The sequence below is a fragment of the Sphingomonas larreae genome (genome assembly GCF_051400595.1).
Classification (GTDB): Bacteria; Pseudomonadota; Alphaproteobacteria; order Sphingomonadales; family Sphingomonadaceae; genus Sphingomonas.
Map to the genome: position 1 here is coordinate 1,313,825 of NZ_JBLFFI010000001.1, position 21,143 is coordinate 1,334,967.

Here is a 21,143-nt window from a genome sequence, read left to right on the forward strand (position 1 = left end):
CGGTCAGCCGTGGCGCCTTTGGCTCAGGCCGGATCACGCTCGTCGGTGAGCTTCTCGGAGCGGCGCTCCATCGCGGTTTTCAGCATCGCGGTCATCGGGTCAGCCAGCGCCAGGCCGAGGATGCCGAACAAGGCGCTCGCCAGGATCTGCGTTCCGAGCGTCAGCGCAGGCGGCAGATCGACGGTGCGCTTGGCCACCATGGGAATGACGACATAGCCGTCGAACGTCTGCACCAAGATATAGACGAGCAGCGCCGCCAGGCCGACATGCGCTCCCGCCGAAAAGCCGACCGCCACCATCAGCGCGCCCGAGATGAAGGCGCCGATATTGGGGATGAAGGCGAGCAGGCCGGTGAGGATGCCCAGGATCAGCGCCATCGGCACGCCGACGATCCACAAGGCGATCGCCGTGAGCACACCTTCAAACGCCATGCCGAGCAGGCGGCCCGCGAGCAGCCGGCGGAGCGTGCGCCCCATGCGGTTCACCGTCAGCGCGAACTCGGGCCGGTCCGCCTCGGGGATCATCCATTGCAGCCCGCGATCATAGACGCGCGGGTCCATCGCCACGAACAGCCCGATCACCATGATCATGAACAGCGTGGTGAGCGCGCCGACCGCGGTGCCGACCCAGCTCGTCACCCGGCCCACCGATGACAGCGCCTGGCGCGACAGCCCGCTGAGGTCGGACGCGCCCGGCATCAGCCCCTGCGCGCTGAGCCAGCCGCTGGCGCGCATCGCCTGCGTCTCCACGGTGGCGCGCAGCTGCGTCACCTGCTGGCTGATCTGGACGCCGGCGAGATAGAAGGTGCCGAGCAGGAAGGCGATCGTGAGCAGGCACACGATCAGCAGCCGCCAGCCGCGCCCGATCGGCAGCACGCGCCCGAGCAGCCGCACCCCGCCGTCGAGCAAAGCGGCGAAGACCAGCCCCGCGAAGATGATCAGCAGCGGCTGGACCAGCAGCACCACCAGCGCGATCGCACTGGCCATGCCGAGCCATACCGCGGCGCGACGGATCTCGTCGCGGGTCGCAGGGTCGCGCACCTCGTGCGGGCTGGCGCCGGCGGTGACGCTGACGCGCTCGCCGCGCCCATCGGGCGGCGTGGCGGCGTCGCTCACTTGACGCGCTCGGGATGGAGCGAGGTGCCCGCGCGGCCGCCGCGCAGCGCGTGCGGCCAGGTCAGCGGGCTCCAGGTCGCCTCGCCGTCGACCGAGAAGGTAATGAACTCGGCGCGACCGCCCAGATTTTCATAGGGTACCGGCCCGCCCAGTCCGCGCTCGAATCCGCCCAGCGCGAAGCGGCTGTCGGCCGAGCGGTCGCGATTGTCGCCCATCAGAAAGACGTGATTGGCCGGGATCTTGACCGGGCCGTAATTGTCGCCGGGGCTGTCAGGCTCGAGGTCGACCGTGTCGTAGCGGCGGCCGTTCGGCAGCGTCTCGGTAACGATCGGCAGCCGGCAGACCACGCTCCCATCGGCGTGGACGATCCGCGCGCCGGGATATTGCGCCGGATCGCAGGTGGCGTTGGCGTCGACCGGCAGCTCGCGATAGTGCTTCTCGCCGCGCCGCACCGCGACGCCGTTGAGGAACACCACGCCGCCGCGCACCGCCAGCGTGTCGCCGGGCAGGCCGATCACGCGCTTGATATAGTCGCTGCTCTGGCCCGGCGGGGTGACGATCACGACGTCGCCGCGCTCGGGCAGCGAGCCCCACACGCGGCCGTGGAGGAAGGGCAGCTGCACCGACCAGCCGTCAACCGGGCGGTGGAAGACGAGGTCCTCGACGATCGCGACCGGGTTGGGGATCGTCGGCGAGACGAACGACCAGCCATAGGCATATTTGGAGACCACCAGCCGATCCCCCACCATCAGCCCGGGCAGCATCGACTCGCTCGGGATGTAGAAGGGTTTGGCGATGAAGCTGTGGAAGCCGAGCACGGCGAGCACCAGCCCGACGACTCCGCGCACCTCGCCCCACCAATCGAAGCGGGCGCGCGGCGGCGTGTCGCCGCGCGCCTCCCGTGGGGGCTCGCCGCTCAAGCTGATCTCATCGGCCATGGCGTCACGCCGCTCCCTTGCTCTCGATCGGCACCGCCTCGATGATCACGAAGGCCTGCGCCCAGGGATGATCGTCGGTCAGCGTCAGATGTATTCTCGGTTCGTGTCCGGCGGGCACCAGTGTCGCCAGCCGCGCCAGCGCGCCGCCGGTCAGCGCCAGCGTCGGCGCGCCCGAGGGGGCGTTGATCACGCCGATGTCCTTCATGAACACGCCCGCCTTGAAGCCGGTGCCCACCGCCTTGGAGAAGGCCTCCTTGGCGGCGAAGCGCTTGGCGTAGGTGCCCGCGCGGGTGAGCGGCCGCCGGGCGGCCTTGGCACGTTCGACGTCGGTGAACACGCGCTCCTCGAAGCGCGCGCCGAAGCGATCGAGCGAGGACTGGATCCGCTCGATGTTGCACAGGTCCGAGCCGAGCCCGACGATCATGCGGCGCTCCTCGGCAAGAGCGGCGCACTTCTCTCCCCGCGCGCGCGCCTCACCGCGCGCTCTCCATCGCATCGCGCATGCGGCGGACGCTGGCGGCGAGGCCGACGAAGATCGCCTCGCCCACCAAAAAATGCCCGATGTTGAGCTCGCGCAGCTGCGGGATCGCCGCCACCGGCGCGACATTGTCGTAGGTCAGCCCATGCCCGGCATGGACCTCGATGCCGTTCTTCGCCGCGAGCGCCGCCGCGTCGGCCAGCCGGCGCAGCTCCTCGACCTGCGCGGCGCCGGCCAGTTCGGCGTAGCGGCCGGTGTGCAGCTCCACCACCGGCGCGCCGAGTTGGATCGCGGCCTCGATCTGGCGCGGGTCGGGCTCGATGAACAGCGAGACGCGCACCCCCGCCGCGCCGAGCGCGGCGACGATCGGCGCGAGCGCCGCGCGCTGCCCCGCGGCATCGAGCCCGCCCTCGGTGGTGCGCTCCTCGCGCTTCTCGGGGACGATGCAGGCGGCGTGCGGGCGATGGCGCAGCGCGATCGCGAGCATCTCCGTGGTCGCCGCCATCTCGAGGTTGAGCGGGATCGCCAGCCCGGCGGAGAGCCGCGCGATATCGTTGTCGGTGATATGGCGCCGATCCTCGCGCAGGTGCGCGGTGATACCGTCCGCCCCCGCCTCGGCGGCCAGCAGCGCGGCGCGGACCGGATCGGGGAAGACGCCGCCGCGCGCATTGCGCACCGTGGCGACATGGTCGATGTTGACCCCGAGGCGCAGCGGCGCGGACGCAGGCGACGAGCCGGCCATCAGGCGGCGGCCCGGCTACCCGGCTTGATCGCCGGGATCGCGGCCAGCTCGGGCGGCACCGAATCGGCCTCGTACGTCGGCACGTCGAGCCGGATCAACGGGAAGAAGGGCACGCCGATATCGGCCTTGCCGTTCGAGCGATCGACCAGCGCCGCGCCCGCGACGACTCGCCCGCCCGCCGCCGCGATCGCGGCGATCGCCTCGCGGCTGGAAAGTCCGGTGGTGACGACGTCCTCCATCATCAGCACCTCCTGGCCGGGCGCGAGCCGGAAACCACGACGCAGCTCGAACGTGCCGGTGGGGCGCTCCACGAACATCGCCTCGACGCCGAGCGCGCGCGCCATTTCCTGACCGGCGATCACCCCGCCCATCGCCGGCGACACCACCGCGCTGATCCGGGCGCGCAGCTCGGCCGGGATCCGCTCCGCCAGCGCCTCGGCCAGCCGCGCGCCGCGCCGCGGGTCCATCAGCACGCGCGCGCATTGCAGGTAGCGCGGGCTGCGCAGCCCCGAGGAGAGGATGAAATGTCCCTCCAGCAGCGCGTCGGCGGCACGGAATTCGGCCAGCACCTCGTCGTCGGTCATCGTCGCGTCTTGCCGCCTCCACGGATCCCTCGCGCGCCATAGGAGCGCCCGCGTCCGCGCGCAACGCGCCGTCTGGTCGAAAGCACGCCGGGTCCGTGCAAAACCGCCGCGGCGAGCAGCCCCTTGAGACGAGGGGGCGGTCTGCTATACGCCATAACAGGAGGGGCAGGTTTGCCCGGCCCGCTGACGCGTGCGCCAGAGAGGGGTTTAGAACACAACATGCTGACAACCGGGTTCAAGGCAGGTTTCGGGGCGGGGCGCCGGGGCGCGCTGACAGGATTGATGCTCGCGGCCGGGCTCGCGCTGGCGGGTGTCGCCGGCGGGGCCTCCGCGCAGGCCGCGGCGCCGAGCGCCGGCCCCGCGACGAGCGCCACCGCCGCGCCGAGCGGGCTGCGCCCCGCCGACGCCAACCAGGGCCCCGCCGGCGGCACCGTGCAGAAGGCCGATGCCGCACCCGCCGCGCCGGCGCTGGCAATGGACGGCGCCCCGGCAATGGACGCGCGTGTCGTGAGCACCGGTCCCAAGATCGGCCAGCCGGTCGACGGCGTCATCCACATCCAGCCGCAGGTCACCAAGAACGGCCTGCGCGCGCACTGGTTTCACGATCGCGTCCTGTTCCCGCTGATCACGATCATCTCGCTGTTCGTGCTCGCGCTGCTGGTGTTCGTGGTGATCCGCTTCCGTGCCAGCGCCAACCCCAACCCGTCCAAGACCAGCCACAACACCGTCATCGAGGTGGTGTGGACGCTGGCGCCGGTGCTGATCCTGGTGGCCATCGCAGTGCCCTCGATCGGGCTGCTCCAGGCGCAATTCCGTCCGGCGCCCGCCGGCGCGGTGACGCTCAAGGCGATCGGCAACCAGTGGTTCTGGAGCTACCAGTACCCCGATCACGGCGGGATCGAGATCACCGCCAACATGCTCAAGGAGGGCAACCAGGTCGCCGCGGGCGAGCGCGCGCGCAGCGACGCCGACGGGCCGCGGCTGCTCGCCACCGACAATCGCGTCGTGCTGCCGGTCGGCGTGCCGATCCGGCTGATCACCACCGCCAACGACGTGATCCACAGCTGGGCGGTCCCCGCCTTCTGGATCAAGCTGGACGCCATTCCGGGCCGCCTCAACGAGACCAGCTTCACCATCGACAAGCCCGGCCTCTATTTCGGCCAGTGCTCGGAGCTGTGCGGCGCGCGCCACGCCTTCATGCCGATCGCGGTGGAGGCGGTGCCGCCGGCGCAGTTCGCGGCCTGGGTGCGCGCCAAGGGCGGTTCGATGCCGGCCGCGGGCACGCCCTCGGACAAGGTGATCCCGCAGCCCGGCGCCGATGGCTCGGCCGCGGTGATGGACGAGGCGGCGATGACCAACGCGCTGACCGGCCCGACCGAGAACGGCACCGACACTCCCACCCCTTCCCCGCAGGGCGCAACCGGCAACCCCGGTGGCGTCGGCGAAGCCGGACGCTAAGACGATGACCGACACCGCGCTCCACCCGTCCGCCTTCCAGGCGCACGATCATGGCCACCACGACGCGCACGCCGACCACAAGCCCGGCTTCTTCGCGCGCTGGTTCATGTCCACCAACCACAAGGACATCGGTACGCTCTACCTGATCTTCGCGATCGCCGCGGGGATCATCGGCGGTGCGATCTCGGGGCTGATGCGCGCCGAGCTGATGCACCCGGGGATCCAGTATCTGCCGCAATGGGTGGCGATGCTGCACGGCGGGCAGGAGCAGAGCTTCGACCAGGCGTTGCACCTGTGGAACGTGCTGGTGACGGCGCACGGCCTCATCATGGTGTTCTTCATGGTGATGCCGGCGATGATCGGCGGCTTCGGCAACTGGTTCGTGCCGATCATGATCGGGGCGCCCGACATGGCCTTCCCGCGGATGAACAACATCAGCTTCTGGCTGCTGATCCCGGCGTTCACGCTGCTGCTGGCATCGCCCTTCTTCGGCGGCGCGGGCACCGGCTGGACGGTCTATGCCCCGCTTTCCACCTATGGCGAGCCGGGGCCGTCGGTCGACATGGCGATCCTGTCGCTCCACCTCGCCGGCGTCAGCTCGATCCTGGGCGCGATCAACTTCATCACCACGATCTTCAACATGCGCGCGCCGGGCATGACGCTGCACAAGATGCCGCTGTTCGCCTGGTCGGTGCTGGTCACCGCCTTCCTGCTGCTGCTGGCGCTGCCGGTGCTCGCCGCGGCGATCACGATGCTGCTGACCGACCGCAACTTCGGCACCACCTTCTACGACCCCGCCGGCGGCGGCGACCCGGTGCTGTACCAGCATCTGTTCTGGTTCTTCGGTCACCCCGAAGTGTACATCATGATCCTGCCGGGCTTCGGCATCATCAGCCACATCGTCGCCACCTTCAGCCGCAAGCCTGTGTTCGGCTATCTCGGCATGGCCTATGCCATGGTCGCGATCGGCGTGGTCGGCTTCGTGGTGTGGGCGCACCACATGTTCACCACCGGCATGAGCGTCAACGTGAAGATGTACTTCACCGCGGCGACGATGGTGATCGCGGTGCCGACCGGCATCAAGATCTTCTCCTGGATCGCGACGATGTGGGGCGGCTCGCTGCGCTTCCCCACGCCGATGGTCTGGGCGATCGGCTTCATCTTCATGTTCACGGTCGGCGGCGTGACCGGCGTGGTGCTCGCCAACGGCGGTGTCGACGATTACATGCAGGACACCTATTACGTCGTGGCGCACTTCCACTACGTGCTGAGCCTCGGCGCGGTGTTTTCGCTGTTCGCGGGCTTCTATTACTGGTTCCCCAAGATGAGCGGGCGGATGTATTCCGAGCTGCTCGGTCAGCTGCACTTCTGGGTGTTTTTCGTCGGCGTGAACGTCATGTTCTTCCCGATGCACTTCCTCGGGCTCCAGGGCATGCCGCGGCGTTATCCGGATTACCCTGATGCCTTCGCGCACTGGAACCAGGTCGCGACGGTGGGCTATATGATCATGGCGTCGGGCATGGCGATCTTCTTCGTCAACGTCGTCTGGTCGCTGCTCGCGGGCAAGAAGGCGCCCGACAATCCCTGGGGTGCGGGTGCCACCACGCTGGAGTGGACGCTGTCGAGCCCTCCGCCCTTCCACCAGTTCGAGACCCTGCCGAAGATCGACTGATCCGGCGCTCTCGCCTGACACCAGCCGGCGCCACGTCATCCGACGCGGCGCCGGTTTGCTGTCGGGGAACTGACGTGCCGATAGCGCCCTCCTCCTCGGGGTCGTGGCAGGTCACCGCGGCAGCCCTTCGCCCGGCCATCATCACGGACGTGTTCCGGGGTTCACCGGGCCGCGAGAGCAACGCGCTCCAGGTGCGCGCGGCACCGTGATGCGACGATCGTTTCCAGTCGGAGGCCTTGCCCTCCTAGCGATTCGGTAACCCCTCCCCCGCTACACCCGCCGCGATGGAACTCGCGCGCGCCTACAAGCAGCTGATCGACCAGATCGTCTTGCTCGCCGGCCCGGCGCCGCTGCTCCACGTCCATGCCGGGCTGGCGATCTACCTGCTGGCGCGCCTCGTGCTGCGCGAGCGTCGCGGCTCGCTTGCCGCGCTCCACATCGTGTTCGCCGCCGAGATGCTCAACGAGGCGCTCGACTGGCTTGCCGCCTCCCCGGGCTGGACGCTGCGCGATACGCTCGGCGACGTTACGCTCACGATGATGTGGCCCGTCGCGATCGCCGCGGTGGCGCAGCATCGTCGCCGGCGCTGGCGTCGCGCGCAGCCGCGGCAGCCCCGCTCAGCTGTACCAAGCGCCCCATATCCAACCAGTTGATGCTGCACTGCACCGCTTGCGGCTTGCCAGAGCTCGATCGTAACGGGTAGCGCTCTGCCACATAGGGGGCCGGCGCGTCCCGGCGGCAATCAACGAGGAGCGACCACCTTGCGCATCACCATGATCGGCTCAGGCTATGTCGGGCTGGTATCGGGCACCTGTTTCGCCGACTTCGGGCATGACGTCGTCTGCGTCGACAAGGACGAGGGCAAGATCGAGCGGCTGCTCGCCGGCAAGATGCCGATCTACGAGCCGGGCCTCGAGGATCTCGTCGCACGCAACGTCCAGGCCGGCCGGCTGCGCTTCACCACCGATCTCAAGGACGGCGTCAAGGGCGCGGACGCGGTGTTCATCGCGGTCGGCACGCCGTCGCGCCGCGGCGACGGCCATGCCGACCTGTCGTACGTCTACGCCGCCGCCAAGGAGATCGGCGAGGCGATCGACGGCTATACCGTGATCGTCACCAAGTCGACCGTGCCGGTCGGCACCGGCGACGAAGTCGAGCGGATCATCGGCGAGGCGGCCCCGGACGCGGACTTCGGCGTGGTCTCCAACCCCGAGTTCCTGCGCGAGGGCGCCGCGATCGACGATTTCAAGCGGCCCGACCGCATCGTCATCGGCTCCGAGGACGAGCGCGCCACCGACGTGATGCGCCAGGTGTATCGCCCGCTGTACCTCAACGCCGCGCCCATCCTGGTGACCCGCCGCCGCACCGCCGAGCTGATCAAATATGCCGGCAACGCGTTCCTCGCGACCAAGATCACCTTCATCAACGAGATCGCCGACCTGTGCGAGAAGGTGGGCGCGGACGTGAAGGACGTCAGCCGGGGCATCGGGCTCGACAATCGCATCGGGTCCAAGTTCCTCCACGCCGGTCCCGGCTATGGCGGCTCGTGCTTCCCCAAGGACACGCTGGCGCTGCTCAAGACCAGCCAGGACTATGACGCGCCGCAGCGCATCGTCGAAGCCGTGGTGGCGGTGAACGACAACCGCAAGCGCGCGATGGGGCGCAAGATCGTCCACGCCATGGGCGACGACGTGCGCGGCAAGACGGTGGCGGTGCTCGGCCTCACCTTCAAGCCCAACACCGACGACATGCGCGACTCGCCCGCGATTGCGGTGATCCAGACGCTGCAGGACGCCGGCGCGACGGTGAAGGCCTATGACCCCGAAGGCATGGAGCAGGCGCAGAAGCTGCTCGGCGACGTCGTGTACTGCACCGGACCGTACGAGGCGATCGAGGGCGCGGACGCGCTGGCGATCGTGACCGAGTGGGACCAGTTCCGCGCGCTCGATCTCGATCGGGTCAAGTCGCTGCTGAAGACGCCGGTGCTGATCGACCTGCGCAACATCTACACGCCCGACGAGATCGCCGCGGCCGGGTTCCACTACACCAGCATCGGACGCTGAGAATGCGAGGGGAGGATCACCAAGATCCTCCCCTCGCCGCGCGAGGCTTGGCGGACCACACCCGTCCCGCCTGCGTGACCCGCTCGCTCGCCGAGATCGCGCAGGTTCCCCTGTTCATTCAAGCCTTGGCAGCAGCGCACGCGTCTGCTGTCTAGGCGCATGACCCGCCGCCTCTCTCGCGCCGTCGCCGCCGCGCTGCTGCTCGCCGCCGCCGCGCTGCCGCACGCCGCCGCTGCCAGCACGATCCTGTTCATCGGCAACAGCTTCACCTTCGGCGCCAACTCGCCGGTGCACCGCTATCGCCCCGATCGCGTCACCGATCTCAACGGCGATGGCGTCGGTGGCGTGCCCGCCTTGTTCAAGACCTTCGCGGACGAGGCGGGGCTCGACTGGCAGGTGAGCCTCGAGACCTCGCCGGGCAAGGAGCTCGCCTGGCATCTCGACACCAAGCGCGCGCTGATCGATCGAAGCTGGGACGCGGTGGTGCTGCAGGGCTATAGCACGCTCGACGAGAAGCGCCCCGGCGATCCCGCGCGCCACGTCGGCGCTGCCCGCGCGCTGGCCGCGCTGTTCCGCGCGCGCAATCCGACGGTGGCGGTCGATCTCGTCGCCACCTGGTCGCGCGCGGACCTCACCTATCGCCCCGGCGCGCGCTGGTCCGGTCAGTCGATCTACACGATGGCGGACGAACTCGCCGCCGCGACCGACCGCGCGGTGGCGGCGGACAAGAGGTTGACCGCCGCGGTGCCGGTCGGCCGCGCGTGGAATCGCGCGATCCGCGACGGCCTGGCTGACGCCAACCCCTATGACGGCATCGCCTATGGGCAGGTCAGCCTGTGGAGCTGGGACCAGTATCACGCTAGCGCGGAGGGCTATTATCTCGAGGCGCTGATCATCTTCGGCACCATCACCGGCACCGACCCGCACGTGCTCGACGGGCGTGAGCGCGCCGCGGACGATCTCGGCATCGATCCCGCCGTCGCCACCCGGCTGCGCGCAATTGCCAGCGACGAACTGCGCGCCCGCGCGGCGCGCTGACGCGCGCGACGCAACCGGGTCACACCAGCGCCTCGACCTCGAAGCGCGCGCCCTGGGGCGGATAAGCGGTCGCCACCGCGCCGATCACGTGGGGCGCCAAGACACGCTCGATCATCCGCGTGCCGAAGCCCGCGCGCGTCGGCGGCGTCACCGCCGGGCCAGCCTGCTCGGTCCAGCAGAAGCGCAGGCGGCGCTCGCCATCGTCTTCGGCCAGCGTCCAGCGGATCGTGACCTGCCCGGCGGGTACCGAGAGCGCGCCATATTTGATCGCGTTGGTGGCCAATTCGTGCAGCGCCATCGACAGGGCGAGCGTGATCTCGGGCCCGAGCCGCACCGCCGGCCCGTCAGCGTCAAAGCGGCGCCCGTCGCGATCGGCGAAGGGCGCGAGCACGCGCGCGACGATGTCACCGAGTGCGGCGCCCTCGACCTCGTCGCGCACCAGTAATTCGTGCGCAGCGCCCAGACTGGCGATCCGGCCGGCCACCGCGCCCCGCGCCGAGGCGAGCGAGTTCGCCTCGCGCAATGTCTGGCTCACCACCGCGCCGACGGTGGCAAGGATGTTTTTGACCCGGTGTGTCAGTTCGCGCGCCAGCACGGCGCGATGCTCCTCGGCGAACTTGCGATCCGAAATGTTGGTGGTGAAGCCCACCATGGCGAGCGGGGTGCCGTCGCCGCGATACTGCATCTCCGCGCGCACCCCGATCCAGCGCTGCTCGCCCGCGGGCGTGAGCACGCGATATTCGATGTCACAAGGCGCGCCCTGCTCGAGCGTTGCGGTGATCGCCGTCGTCGCGCGCGGACGGTCGGCGGGGTGGATCGACTCGAGCAGCTGCGCCAGCAACAGCGGCGCGTCGGGCGAGCGACCGCAGTTGATCTTGCAGCTGGCCGACGCGGTGAGCTCACGCGTCGCCGGCTCGATCGAGAAAGTGCCCAGCCCGCCCGCCTTCATCGCCAGCTGCAACCGCTCCTCGCGCTCCGCCAGCGCCGCGTCACGCGCCGCCACCTCGGCGGCGAGCTGCGCGCGATCCTGCTGAAGCCGCGCCACGCGGTGGCGCTCAAGCGTCACGTCGAGCTGCGAGGAGACGTAAAAGCGCAGCGCGCCGGCGGCATCGAACACCGGCGCCACGGTCAGCCGGTTCCAGAACGGCGCACCGTCGCGGCGGTGGTTGAGCAGGTCGACCTCGACGCGCTCGTGCCGCGCAATCGCGTCACGCAGCCGTCTCACCTCGCCAGGGTCGGTCATCGGCCCTTGCAGAAAGCGGCAGTTGCGCCCGACCAGCTCGGCCGCGGCGAAGCCGGTGAGCGCCTCGAACGCCCGGTTGACGTAGAGCAGTGGATTGTCGGGCAGCGTCGGGTCGCTCACCGCCATCGGCGTGATCGACTCGTCGAACGCCGCCACCCACGGGTCCCCGCTGATGCGCCGCGCCGCGAACGCCTGCACGGCCGCGCGCACCGGTGGCGACGGCTCGTTCGGCAGCAACGGAGGCGAGGCGCGAGAAGGATCGTCCACTGTTAATTAGCGTAGATCAGGATTGATCTGGCCGCAATCGTTCCCGGTGCGTTCGCCGCCACACGCTGCGTGTTCCCGCTAGGCGAGCGCCCGCGGCATCCGTAAGGTCGATCGCATCAGTTGAGAGGATTTGTATGCTTCGGAATATGCTGGCGTTTATGACCATCTCCGCGGTGCTGACGGGATGCGGCAGCAGCAGCGACGCGGCCGGGCAGCGCCAGCAGCAGGCCGGCACGACTGCGACGCCCGCGGCGGCACCGGTCAATTACGGCAAGGCGCAGCCCGCGGCGACCAAGCCGTTCAACACCGCCACTGTTGCCACGTTCGACCAACCCTGGTCGCTCGCCTTCCTGCCCGACCGGCGAATGCTGGTGACCGAGAAGCCGGGCCGTCTGTGGCTGGTCACCCCGGCGGGCGCGAAGACCGCGGTCGCGGGCGTGCCGACCGTGCACGACGAGGGCCAGGGCGGGCTGCTCCAGGTCGCGCTGTCGCCGCGCTTCGCGAGCGACCGCACGCTATACCTCACCTATAGCGAGCCCGGCGCGGGCGGGGACGCGCTCGCGCTCGCGCGCGCCACGATCGATCCGGCCGCCGCCACGCCGACGCTCACCGGGCTGCAGGTGATCTGGCGCCAATTGCCGCGCGGCAAGGGTGGCCAGTTCGGCGGCTATATGGCCTTCGCACCCGACGGGCAGCATCTCTTCCTCGCGGCGGGCGACCGCCAGCGGATGACGCCGGCCCAGGACCCCGACCAGCCGGTTGGCAAGATCCTGCGGCTGACGCTCGACGGCAAGCCCGCGCCGGGCAATCCGGGCGAGGGCAAGACCGGCGCCACCACCGTCGCGATGATCGACCCGCCCGAGAATACCGGTGCCGCCGCCAAGGCGCCGTCGCGCCGCGAGACGCTGCCGGGGCCGAACCTCACTCCGGCCGAGACCTGGAGCAGCGGGCATCGCAACCCTTATGGCCTGGCGTTCGACTCCAAGGGTCGGTTGTGGGAGACCGAAATGGGGCCGAAGGGCGGCGATGAGCTCAACCTGATCGAGCCCGGGCGCAATTACGGCTGGCCGCTGGTGTCCTACGGCTCCAATTACGACGACACGCCGATCCCCAATCCGACGACGCGTCCCGATTTCGCCGAGCCCGCGCTCTACTGGAATCCGGTGATCGCGCCGGCGGGGTTCACCTTCTACGACGGGAGCATGTTCCCCGAATGGCGCGGCTCCGCCTTCGTCGGCGGGCTGGCGGCGACCGCGCTGGTGCGGATCGCGTTCGACGGCACGACCGCGCGCGAGGCGGAGCGCTGGGACATGGGCAACCGCATCCGTTCGGTGGTGAGCGGTCCCGACGGCGCGCTGTGGTTGCTCGAGGACGGCCCCGACGCGAAGCTGCTGCGGCTGACCTCCAAGCGCGCGGGGTGAGGTGAGCCCGGGCCCTCGGCGTCGAGGGCCCGGCCGGACGGCGGGGGGGGGGCTGGACGCCTCGCCTCCGCTAGGTTGATCCCCCTGCCGCATGAGCGCACTAGCCGCGGCGATGAGTCTTTTGCCACCGCTGCTCCGCCCTCGCCGCCGCGGCATCGCCTCGGTCAACTCGGAGGTGCGCGACGGCATCGTCCCCGCCGCCGACACCGTCACCACCACCGCCGACCATGACGGCGGTGAGCCGCACAACCCGCGCTATCGCACCGTCGCACTGATCATCGCCTGCGCGATGTTCATGGAGAACCTCGACGCCACCGTGCTCGCCACCGCTCTGCCGACGATGGCGCGCGACTTTGCGGTGCGCGCACCCGAGATGAGCGTTGCGCTCACCTCCTATCTGGTCGCGCTGGCGATGTTCATCCCCGCTTCCGGAATGGTGGCGGACCGGTTCGGCGCCAAAAACGTGTTCCGCGCCGCGATCGGCGTGTTCGTGCTCGGCTCGCTCGCCTGCGGCCTCGCGCCGACGCTGACGACGATGGCGCTGGCGCGCTTCGCGCAGGGGATCGGCGGGGCGATGATGATGCCGGTCGGGCGGCTGGTGCTGCTGCGCTCGGTGGCGAAGCGCGACATGGTGTCGGCAATGTCATGGTTGATCATGCCCGCGCTGATCGGCCCGATCATCGGGCCGCCGGTGGGCGGGTTCATCGTCGACTATCTCGACTGGCGCTGGATCTTCTGGCTCAACCTGCCGATCGGCGTGATCGGGATCCTGCTGGTGGGGCGCTTCATCGTCGACGTGCGCGAACCCGCGGTGCATCGCTTCGACTGGCCGGGGTTCGTGCTCTCCGCGGTGGCGCTCGGCTGCCTGTTGTTCGGCTTCGAACTGGCGAGCCGCCAGGGCGAGGGCTCGCTCGCCGCGACGCTGATCGCGGTCGGCGCGGGCGCGGCGGGGCTCTACTGGCGCCACGCGCGGCGGACGGACCATCCGATCCTCGACCTCTCACTGATGCGCGTGCCGACCTTCCGCCTTTCGGTGCTCGGCGGCTCGCTGACCCGGATCACGCAGGGGGCGCAGCCCTTCCTGCTGCCGCTGCTGCTGCAGCTCGCCTTCGGCTTGAGCGCGGCGCAGAGCGGTTCGATGACGCTCGCCACCGCGATCGGTTCGTTCGGGATGAAGGGGGTGGCGCCGCGGCTGCTGCGCCGCTTCGGCTTCCGCACCAGCCTGGTATGGCTTGGGCTGCTCGCTACCGCGAGCTATGCGGTGTGCGGGCTGTTCCGCCCGGGCTGGCCGCTGCCCGCGATCTTCGCGGTCATGCTGGTGTCGGGCTTCCTGATGTCGTTCCAGTTCACCGCCTACAACACGATCGCCTATGACGAGATCGCCAAGGAGCGGATGAGCGCGGCGACCAGCTTCTACTCGACCTTCCAGCAGCTGATGCTGTCACTCGGCATTTGCGCGGGGGCGACCGCGCTGCACGTCTCGATGGCGGCGGCGGGGCGGACGCGGCCCGACTTTCCGGACTTCACCGCAGCCTTCTGGACCGTGACCGCGATCTCGTTCGGCGCGCTGTTCGTCAATTTGCGCTTCGACCCCAAGGCAGGGGCGGAGATCAGCGGGCGGGGGTGATGTGAGCGGTGCGCCGACCATCCCGAACCACCCCGGCGAACGCCGGGGTCCAGGTGGGATAGCGGTCGTGAGATCCACCAACCTTCCCCAACTGGACGTCGGCGTCCGCCCGGGTGGTGCTTGGAGAGGCATCAACATCTCACCTCGTTCCCGGTGAAGGCCTACCAGCTAAGGCATGCCCGTCAGTCCCACCAAAACGCTCCCGCCTGCGCCCGGGCCTGCGCCGGGGCACAGCGGAAAAGCGGTGCACGCTCCTCACATCTCCGGCTCGATCCCCCGCTCCAACCGAGCGCGCGCATAGTCCAGCGCGCGGCGGATACCGTCGTCGAGCGCGATCGTCGGGCGCCAGCCGAGCTCGTCGCGGATCCGCGACGGGTCGCTGTAGCGCTCCGCCACCCCCACCGGCTTGCCCGTGGTGCCGATCACCGGCGCGTCATAGCCCGCAATCGCCACCATGCGCGCGGCGAGGTCGAGGAAGCGCGTCGGCGTACCCGTGCCGATGTTAAAGGCGCGCGCGTCGCTCACCCCGCGGCACACCAGCACGCAGGCGTCGCAGGCGTCGTCGATATGGACGAAGTCGCGCGTCTGCTCGCCCGAGCCCCAGACGCGGACCGGGTCGCGCCGCGCCGCCACGCGCAGCGCGATCGCGGGGAAGGGATAGACCACGTCCTGGTCCTCGCCATAGCCCGAGAAGGGGCGCACCACGCCGACGCTCAGCCCGTATTTGTCGTGCGCGATGCGGCCGAGATACTCGCCGGTGAGCTTGCTCCAGCCATAGGTGTAATCGGGCAGGCCGAGCCGCTTGTCGAAGGAAATGTCGTCCTCGCGCAGCGCGCGGCTTTCGCCCGCCTCCTGCAGGTCGATCGGATAGGCCGCGCTCGACGAGGCGTAGAGGATCCGCTCGGGCCGCGCCTTCTTGGCAGCCCAGAGAAAGAAGCTGCTGTCGACCGCGAGGTCGATGCCGACCGCGAGCGGGTCGTTGTCGATCACGTTGCGCCCGCCCACCACCGAGGCGAGATGGTAGATCTCGTCGAAGCGCGGCAGCGGCGTGAGCCCGAGCGACGGCGTCATCCCCAGCTCGGCCTGCGCTACCGCGACAAAGTCGGCGCGGATCAGCCGCACCTGCTGGTCGAGCCCGACCAGCTCGTGGCGCTGCACCCCGCCCTCCTCGCCGAGCGCGCGCAGCCGCGGCACCTCCCACTCGGCCGGCGGCTTGCCGGTGGAGAGATCGTCGATGATCCACAGCTCATGCCCGCCCTCGCGCGCGAGCCGCGCGACCAGGTGCCGGCCGACGAAGCCGCAGCCGCCGGTGATGAGGATACGCGCCACGATGGTCTCCCTAACTTCAGGTTAACCATCTCGTTCGTCGTGGCGGGGCGTGAATGCAAGGGGGTGGTGGGCCCCCTCCCCTGCCGTCATCCTGAACTCGTTTCAGGATCCACTGTCCCACAGGCGCCGCCGCGCCTTGGCTCGCGGCCCGGTGGATCCTGAAACGAGTTCAGGATCACGGTAGAGCGGGAGGTTGTGATCGCGGCCACCTCCACCCCCTTGTGTTGCCTGAAAGCCACACCCATCTTCGCGCCAAAGAACAACAGGGCGTCACGATGAACCTCGAGAAATTCACTGACCGCGCCAAGGGCTTCCTCCAGTCGGCGCAGACCGTCGCGATCCGCATGAGCCACCAGCAGATCGCGCCCGAACACCTCCTCAAGGCGCTGCTCGAGGACGAGCAGGGCATGGCGGCCGGTCTGATCAAGGCCGCCGGCGGCGACGCGCGTCGCGCCGTCTCCGAGACCGATCTCGCGCTGTCCAAGCTGCCGTCGGTTTCCGGTCCCGGCGCGCAGTCCTCGCCCGGCCTCTCCAACGACGCGGTGCGCGTGCTGGATCAGGCCGAGCAGATCGCGCAGAAGGCGGGCGACAGCTATATCACGATCGAGCGGCTGCTCGTCGCGCTGGCGCTGAGCCTCAACACCGCCGCGGGCAAGGCGCTCCAGGCCGCGGGGGCGAAGCCCGAGGCGCTCAACCAGGCGATCAACCAGCTGCGCGGCGGCCGCACCGCCGACACCGCCGGTGCCGAGGACCGCTACGACGCGCTCAAGAAGTTCGCACGCGACCTCACCGCCGCGGCGCGCGACGGCAAGCTCGATCCCGTGATCGGGCGCGACGAGGAGATCCGCCGCACCATCCAGGTGCTGGCGCGCCGCACCAAGAACAATCCGGTGCTGATCGGCGAGCCCGGCGTCGGCAAGACCGCGATCGTCGAGGGGCTCGCGCTGCGCATCGCCAACGGCGACGTGCCCGACGGGCTCAAGGACAAGACGCTGATGGCGCTCGACATGGGGTCGCTGATCGCGGGCGCGAAATATCGCGGCGAGTTCGAGGAGCGGCTCAAGGGCGTGATCGACGAGGTCAAGGCGGCCGAGGGCGCGATCATCCTCTTCATCGACGAGATGCACACGCTGATCGGCGCGGGCAAGTCCGAGGGCGCGATGGACGCGGGCAATTTGCTCAAGCCTGCGCTGGCGCGCGGCGAGCTCCATTGCGTCGGCGCCACCACACTCGACGAATATCGCAAGCACGTCGAGAAGGACCCGGCGCTGCAGCGGCGCTTCCAGCCCGTCTTCGTCGGCGAGCCCACGGTCGAGGACACGATCTCGATCCTGCGGGGGCTCAAGGAGAAATACGAGCTGCACCACGGCGTGCGCATCACCGACGGCGCGCTGGTCTCGGCGGCGACCTTATCGAACCGCTACATCACCGACCGCTTCCTGCCCGACAAGGCGATCGACCTGATGGACGAGGCCGCCAGCCGCATCCGCATGGAGGTGGAGAGCAAGCCCGAGGAGATCGAGTCGCTCGACCGCCGCATCCTGCGGCTCAAGATCGAGCGCGAAGGGCTCAAGCGCGAGACCGACGCCGCCAGCCTCGACCGGCTCGAGACGCTGGAGGACGAGCTCGCCAACCTCGAGCAGCAGTCCGCCGAGCTGACCGCGCGCTGGCAGGCCGAGAAGGACAAGATCGCGGGCGAGGCCAAGCTCAAGGAACAGCTCGACGCCGCGCGGCTCGAGCTGGAGCAGGCGCAGCGCCAGGGCGATCTCGCCAAGGCGGGCGAGCTCTCCTACGGGCGCATCCCCGCGCTGGAGAAGCAGCTCGCCGAGGCGGCCGGCGCTACCCAGGGCGCGATGCTGCGCGAGGAGGTCACCGCCGACGACATCGCCGGCGTGGTCAGCCGCTGGACCGGCGTGCCGGTCGACCGCATGCTCGAGGGCGAGCGCGAGAAGCTGCTGCGCATGGAGGAGGTGCTCGGCCAGCGCGTGATCGGCCAGGCCGAGGCGGTGCGCGCGGTCTCGACCGCGGTGCGGCGCGCGCGCGCGGGGTTGCAGGACCCCAACCGGCCGCTCGGCTCGTTCCTGTTCCTCGGGCCGACCGGCGTGGGCAAGACCGAGCTGACCAAGGCGCTCGCCGAGTTCCTGTTCGACGATCCCAGCGCGATGGTGCGGATCGACATGAGCGAGTTCATGGAAAAGCACGCGGTGGCGCGGCTGATCGGCGCGCCGCCGGGCTATGTCGGCTATGAGGAGGGCGGCGTGCTCACCGAGGCGGTGCGGCGCCGGCCCTACCAGGTCGTGCTGTTCGACGAGGTGGAGAAGGCGCACGGCGACGTGTTTAACGTGCTGCTCCAGGTGCTCGACGACGGCCGGCTGACCGACGGCCAGGGGCGCACGGTCGACTTCTCGAACACGCTCATCATCCTCACCTCGAACCTGGGCAGCCAGTATCTGGCCCACCTCGACGAGGGGCAGGCGGTGGAGGCGGTCGAGCCGCAGGTGATGGAGGTGGTGCGCGCGCACTTCCGGCCGGAGTTCCTCAACCGGCTCGACGAGGTGATCCTGTTCCATCGGCTGGGACAGGCGCATATGGGTCCGATCGTCGACATCCAGGTGGCGCGCGTCGGCAAGCTGCTGGCCGATCGCAAGGTGTCGCTCGAACTCACCGACGCGGCACGGGCGTGGCTCGGTCGCGTCGGCTATGACCCGGTGTACGGCGCGCGGCCGCTCAAGCGCGCGGTGCAGCGCTACCTCCAGGACCCGCTCGCCGAGGCGATCCTCCGCGGCGAGGTGAAGGACGGCGCGATCGTGCGGGTCGACGAGGGCGACGGCAAGCTGGCGTTGGCGGTCGGGTAAGGCGCGTCCATGCGGGCGGGGCAGGCTTCGGGGGTGCGCTCCCGCGGTCCTGCCCCGCCCGCTGCGCCGGCCGACTCATCGGCGCTGTCATCCCCGCGCAACACTATTGCGCGACGCCGCACACCCGCTACGCTCCCTCCGGTAAATTTCCCTTGGGGGCTTCGACCTAATGATCTTCGGGCGCGTCAAACCTCTCGACGCCATCCTCGCCACGGCCGAGCGCAAATCGCTCCACCGCACGCTCGGCTGGTTCCAGCTGACGCTGTTCGGCATCGGCTGCGTGATCGGCACCGGCATCTTCGTGCTCACCGCGGCGGGCGCGCAAAAGGCCGGCCCCGGGCTGATGCTGGCCTTCGCCATCGCGGGCGCGATCTGCATCGTCGCGGCGCTGTGCTACGCCGAGATCGCGGCGATGATCCCGGTGGCGGGCTCGGCCTATACCTATACCTATTCCACCATGGGGGAGCTGCTCGCCTGGACGGTCGGCTGGGCGCTGATCCTCGAATATGCGGTCGCCGCCAGCGCGGTGGCGGTCGGCTGGTCGGGCTATTTCAGCGGGACGATCCTCAACCAGTTCCTGGGTATCCATCTGCCCGCCTGGCTGTCGGCCGCGCCGCTCGCGCTCGGCGGTGCGCCCGGCGGGTTCATCAATCTGCCCGCGGTGCTGATCGCGGGGCTGATCACCTGGCTGCTGATGATCGGCACCACCGAGAGCGCGCGCGTCAACGCGGTGCTGGTGGCGATCAAGGTGGTCGCGCTCACCGCCTTCATCGCGCTGACGCTGCCGAGCGACTCCTTCTCCACCGGCAAGTTCAACCCGTTCCTGCCGGCGGGCGTGTTCGGCGGCTTCGGCACCGGTGTCGGCGCCGTGGGCGCGGCGGCGACGATCTTCTTCGCTTATGTCGGCTTCGACGCGGTGTCGACCGCGGCGGAGGAGACCAAGAACCCGCAGCGCAACGTGCCGATCGGGCTGATCGGGTCGCTGCTGTTCTGCACTGTTTTCTATATCCTGGTCGCCGCCGGCGCGATCGGCACGATCGGCGGCCAACCGATCATGGGGCCGAACGGCGTGCCCTTCCCGACCGGCTCGGAGGAGTTGGCGCGTCAGTGCGCGCTGCCGCAATATGCCGATGCGTTGGTCTGCTCGAACGAGGCGCTGGCGCACGTGCTGCGCGCGATCGGCTGGTCCAAGGTGGGCAACATGCTCGGCATCGCCGCCTTCCTGGCGCTGCCCTCGGTGATCCTGATCCTGATGTTCGGCCAGACGCGCATCTTCTTCGTCATGAGCCGCGACGGGCTGCTGCCGGAGAAACTGTCCGCGGTGCATCCGAAGTGGAAGACGCCCTATGTGGTCACCGCGATGACCGGGGTCGGCGTGGCGTTCGCGGCGGCGTTCCTGCCGGTGGGGCAGCTCGCCGATATCGCCAATGCGGGGACGCTCTACGCCTTCATGATGGTGGCGATCGCGGTGATGATCCTGCGCCGCACCGCACGCGACCACAAACGCGACTTCCGCACCCCGGCACTATGGCTCGTCGGCCCGCTGACGATCGTCGGCTGCGTGTTCCTCTTCTTCAACCTGCCCGCAGCGGCCATGCTGGTGCTGCCGGTGTGGGGTGCGATCGGGCTGGTGATCTATTTCGCCTACAGCCGGGCGCACAGCCATCTCGGCCGCGGCATCCTTGACGCCGACGACGTCGAGCCGACGCTGCACTGAGGTCGGGCGTCACTCTCCTCCCTCCCGATTGGGAGGGAGGGGATCGAGATGTGTCGCCCCTGTCTCATCTCGCCTCACCCCAGCGGCGGCGTCCGACTTCCCGCCCCTGCGCGCAGCTCGTCGCGGATCTCGCGCAGGAGCGCCACTTCCGCCGGCTCGGCGGCGGGCTCGGCGGTGCCCTCCTTCTTCTCGCGCTCGGCGGCGGCGATCACGCGATTGACGCTGCGCATCAGCAGGAAGACGATGAACGCCAGGATCAGGAAGTTGATCACCACGGTGAGGAACTCGCCATAGCCGAACAGCGGCACGCCCGCCGCCTTGAGCTGGGCATAGCTGGTCGGCGACCCGGCATAGTTTGCCGGCACCGGCCCGAGCTTCACGAAATAGCTCGAGAAATCGAAGCCGCCGAACAGGGCGCCGACGATCGGCATGATGATGTCGTCGGTCAGTGACTTGGTGATGGTGGCGAAAGCGCCGCCGATGATCACCCCGACCGCCAGGTCGAGCACATTGCCGCGCGCAATGAACGCCCTGAAATCCTTCAACATGATCGTCTCCCTGCTGATCCTGCTCCGGGTCAACCCAGGTTAAGCCGC

Annotated in this window: 17 protein-coding genes; 9 read left to right on the forward strand and 8 right to left on the reverse strand. The window is 69.6% G+C overall.

Annotation, left to right across the window (positions count from 1 at the left end; genetic code table 11):
- Nucleotides 1–23: 23 nt before the first annotated feature.
- Genes ACMGDM_RS05980 through pyrE form a run of 5 tightly spaced genes read right to left on the reverse strand, consistent with a single transcriptional unit; the run spans nt 24 to nt 3,857 of the window.
- A complete protein-coding gene (locus tag ACMGDM_RS05980; protein ID WP_436803180.1) occupies nt 24–1,115 on the reverse strand; it encodes an AI-2E family transporter in 1,092 nt (363 codons plus the stop codon).
- Nucleotides 1,112–2,053, reverse strand: coding sequence for a signal peptidase I (gene lepB, locus ACMGDM_RS05985; protein ID WP_436803181.1), 942 nt, complete (start codon nt 2,051–2,053; stop codon nt 1,112–1,114). Before lepB ends, ACMGDM_RS05980 begins: the two co-directional genes overlap by 4 nt.
- Before the next feature lie 4 nt (nt 2,054–2,057).
- On the reverse strand, nt 2,058–2,477 hold the full coding sequence (acpS, locus tag ACMGDM_RS05990; RefSeq protein WP_436803182.1) for a holo-ACP synthase: 420 nt from the start codon (nt 2,475–2,477) through the stop codon (nt 2,058–2,060).
- 49 nt (nt 2,478–2,526) lie between these two features.
- Entirely contained in the window at nt 2,527–3,273 is a 747-nt protein-coding gene (locus ACMGDM_RS05995; protein WP_436803183.1) for a pyridoxine 5'-phosphate synthase, read from the reverse strand.
- Entirely contained in the window at nt 3,273–3,857 is a 585-nt protein-coding gene (gene pyrE, locus ACMGDM_RS06000) for an orotate phosphoribosyltransferase (protein ID WP_436803184.1), read from the reverse strand. Before pyrE ends, ACMGDM_RS05995 begins: the two co-directional genes overlap by 1 nt.
- A gap of 219 nt (nt 3,858–4,076) precedes the next feature.
- Between pyrE and coxB the strand changes: the two genes are divergently transcribed.
- The 5 genes from coxB (at nt 4,077) to ACMGDM_RS06025 (ending at nt 10,088) form a co-directional block, all read left to right on the forward strand.
- Nucleotides 4,077–5,315: a cytochrome c oxidase subunit II gene (coxB, locus tag ACMGDM_RS06005; RefSeq protein WP_436803185.1), complete on the forward strand. Its 1,239-nt coding sequence runs from the start codon at nt 4,077–4,079 to the stop codon at nt 5,313–5,315.
- Between the two features lie 4 nt (nt 5,316–5,319).
- On the forward strand, nt 5,320–6,987 hold the full coding sequence (gene ctaD / locus ACMGDM_RS06010; protein ID WP_436803186.1) for a cytochrome c oxidase subunit I: 1,668 nt from the start codon (nt 5,320–5,322) through the stop codon (nt 6,985–6,987).
- Between the two features lie 284 nt (nt 6,988–7,271).
- Nucleotides 7,272–7,640 carry a hypothetical protein gene (locus tag ACMGDM_RS06015; protein ID WP_436803187.1) on the forward strand — a complete coding sequence of 123 codons (369 nt, stop codon included), beginning with the start codon at nt 7,272–7,274 and terminating at the stop codon, nt 7,638–7,640.
- 108 nt (nt 7,641–7,748) lie between these two features.
- Nucleotides 7,749–9,050 (forward strand): UDP-glucose dehydrogenase family protein, encoded by a 1,302-nt coding sequence (locus ACMGDM_RS06020; protein WP_436803188.1) that lies wholly within the window; start codon nt 7,749–7,751, stop codon nt 9,048–9,050.
- 159 nt (nt 9,051–9,209) lie between these two features.
- On the forward strand, nt 9,210–10,088 hold the full coding sequence (locus tag ACMGDM_RS06025) for a PEP-CTERM sorting domain-containing protein (RefSeq protein WP_436803189.1): 879 nt from the start codon (nt 9,210–9,212) through the stop codon (nt 10,086–10,088).
- Between the two features lie 19 nt (nt 10,089–10,107).
- Here ACMGDM_RS06025 and ACMGDM_RS06030 read toward each other — a convergent pair whose 3' ends face one another.
- Nucleotides 10,108–11,541: an HWE histidine kinase domain-containing protein gene (locus ACMGDM_RS06030; protein ID WP_436803190.1), complete on the reverse strand. Its 1,434-nt coding sequence runs from the start codon at nt 11,539–11,541 to the stop codon at nt 10,108–10,110.
- A gap of 215 nt (nt 11,542–11,756) precedes the next feature.
- Between ACMGDM_RS06030 and ACMGDM_RS06035 the strand changes: the two genes are divergently transcribed.
- Both ACMGDM_RS06035 and ACMGDM_RS06040 read left to right on the forward strand, forming a co-directional pair.
- Entirely contained in the window at nt 11,757–13,019 is a 1,263-nt protein-coding gene (locus tag ACMGDM_RS06035) for a PQQ-dependent sugar dehydrogenase (protein ID WP_436803191.1), read from the forward strand.
- 91 nt (nt 13,020–13,110) lie between these two features.
- Nucleotides 13,111–14,646, forward strand: coding sequence for a DHA2 family efflux MFS transporter permease subunit (locus ACMGDM_RS06040; RefSeq protein ID WP_436803192.1), 1,536 nt, complete (start codon nt 13,111–13,113; stop codon nt 14,644–14,646).
- 255 nt (nt 14,647–14,901) lie between these two features.
- Here ACMGDM_RS06040 and ACMGDM_RS06045 read toward each other — a convergent pair whose 3' ends face one another.
- Complete coding sequence (locus ACMGDM_RS06045) at nt 14,902–15,975, reverse strand: NAD-dependent epimerase/dehydratase family protein (protein WP_436803193.1); 1,074 nt, start codon at nt 15,973–15,975, stop codon at nt 14,902–14,904.
- Between the two features lie 275 nt (nt 15,976–16,250).
- Here ACMGDM_RS06045 and clpB point away from each other — a divergent pair, with 275 nt between their 5' ends.
- Together clpB and ACMGDM_RS06055 are read left to right on the forward strand one after the other, a co-directional pair.
- Nucleotides 16,251–18,830 carry an ATP-dependent chaperone ClpB gene (gene clpB / locus ACMGDM_RS06050; RefSeq protein ID WP_436803194.1) on the forward strand — a complete coding sequence of 860 codons (2,580 nt, stop codon included), beginning with the start codon at nt 16,251–16,253 and terminating at the stop codon, nt 18,828–18,830.
- A gap of 169 nt (nt 18,831–18,999) precedes the next feature.
- On the forward strand, nt 19,000–20,547 hold the full coding sequence (locus ACMGDM_RS06055; protein ID WP_436803195.1) for an amino acid permease: 1,548 nt from the start codon (nt 19,000–19,002) through the stop codon (nt 20,545–20,547).
- 74 nt (nt 20,548–20,621) lie between these two features.
- Here ACMGDM_RS06055 and mscL read toward each other — a convergent pair whose 3' ends face one another.
- Entirely contained in the window at nt 20,622–21,095 is a 474-nt protein-coding gene (mscL, locus tag ACMGDM_RS06060; protein ID WP_436803196.1) for a large conductance mechanosensitive channel protein MscL, read from the reverse strand.
- Nucleotides 21,096–21,143 lie beyond the last annotated feature (48 nt).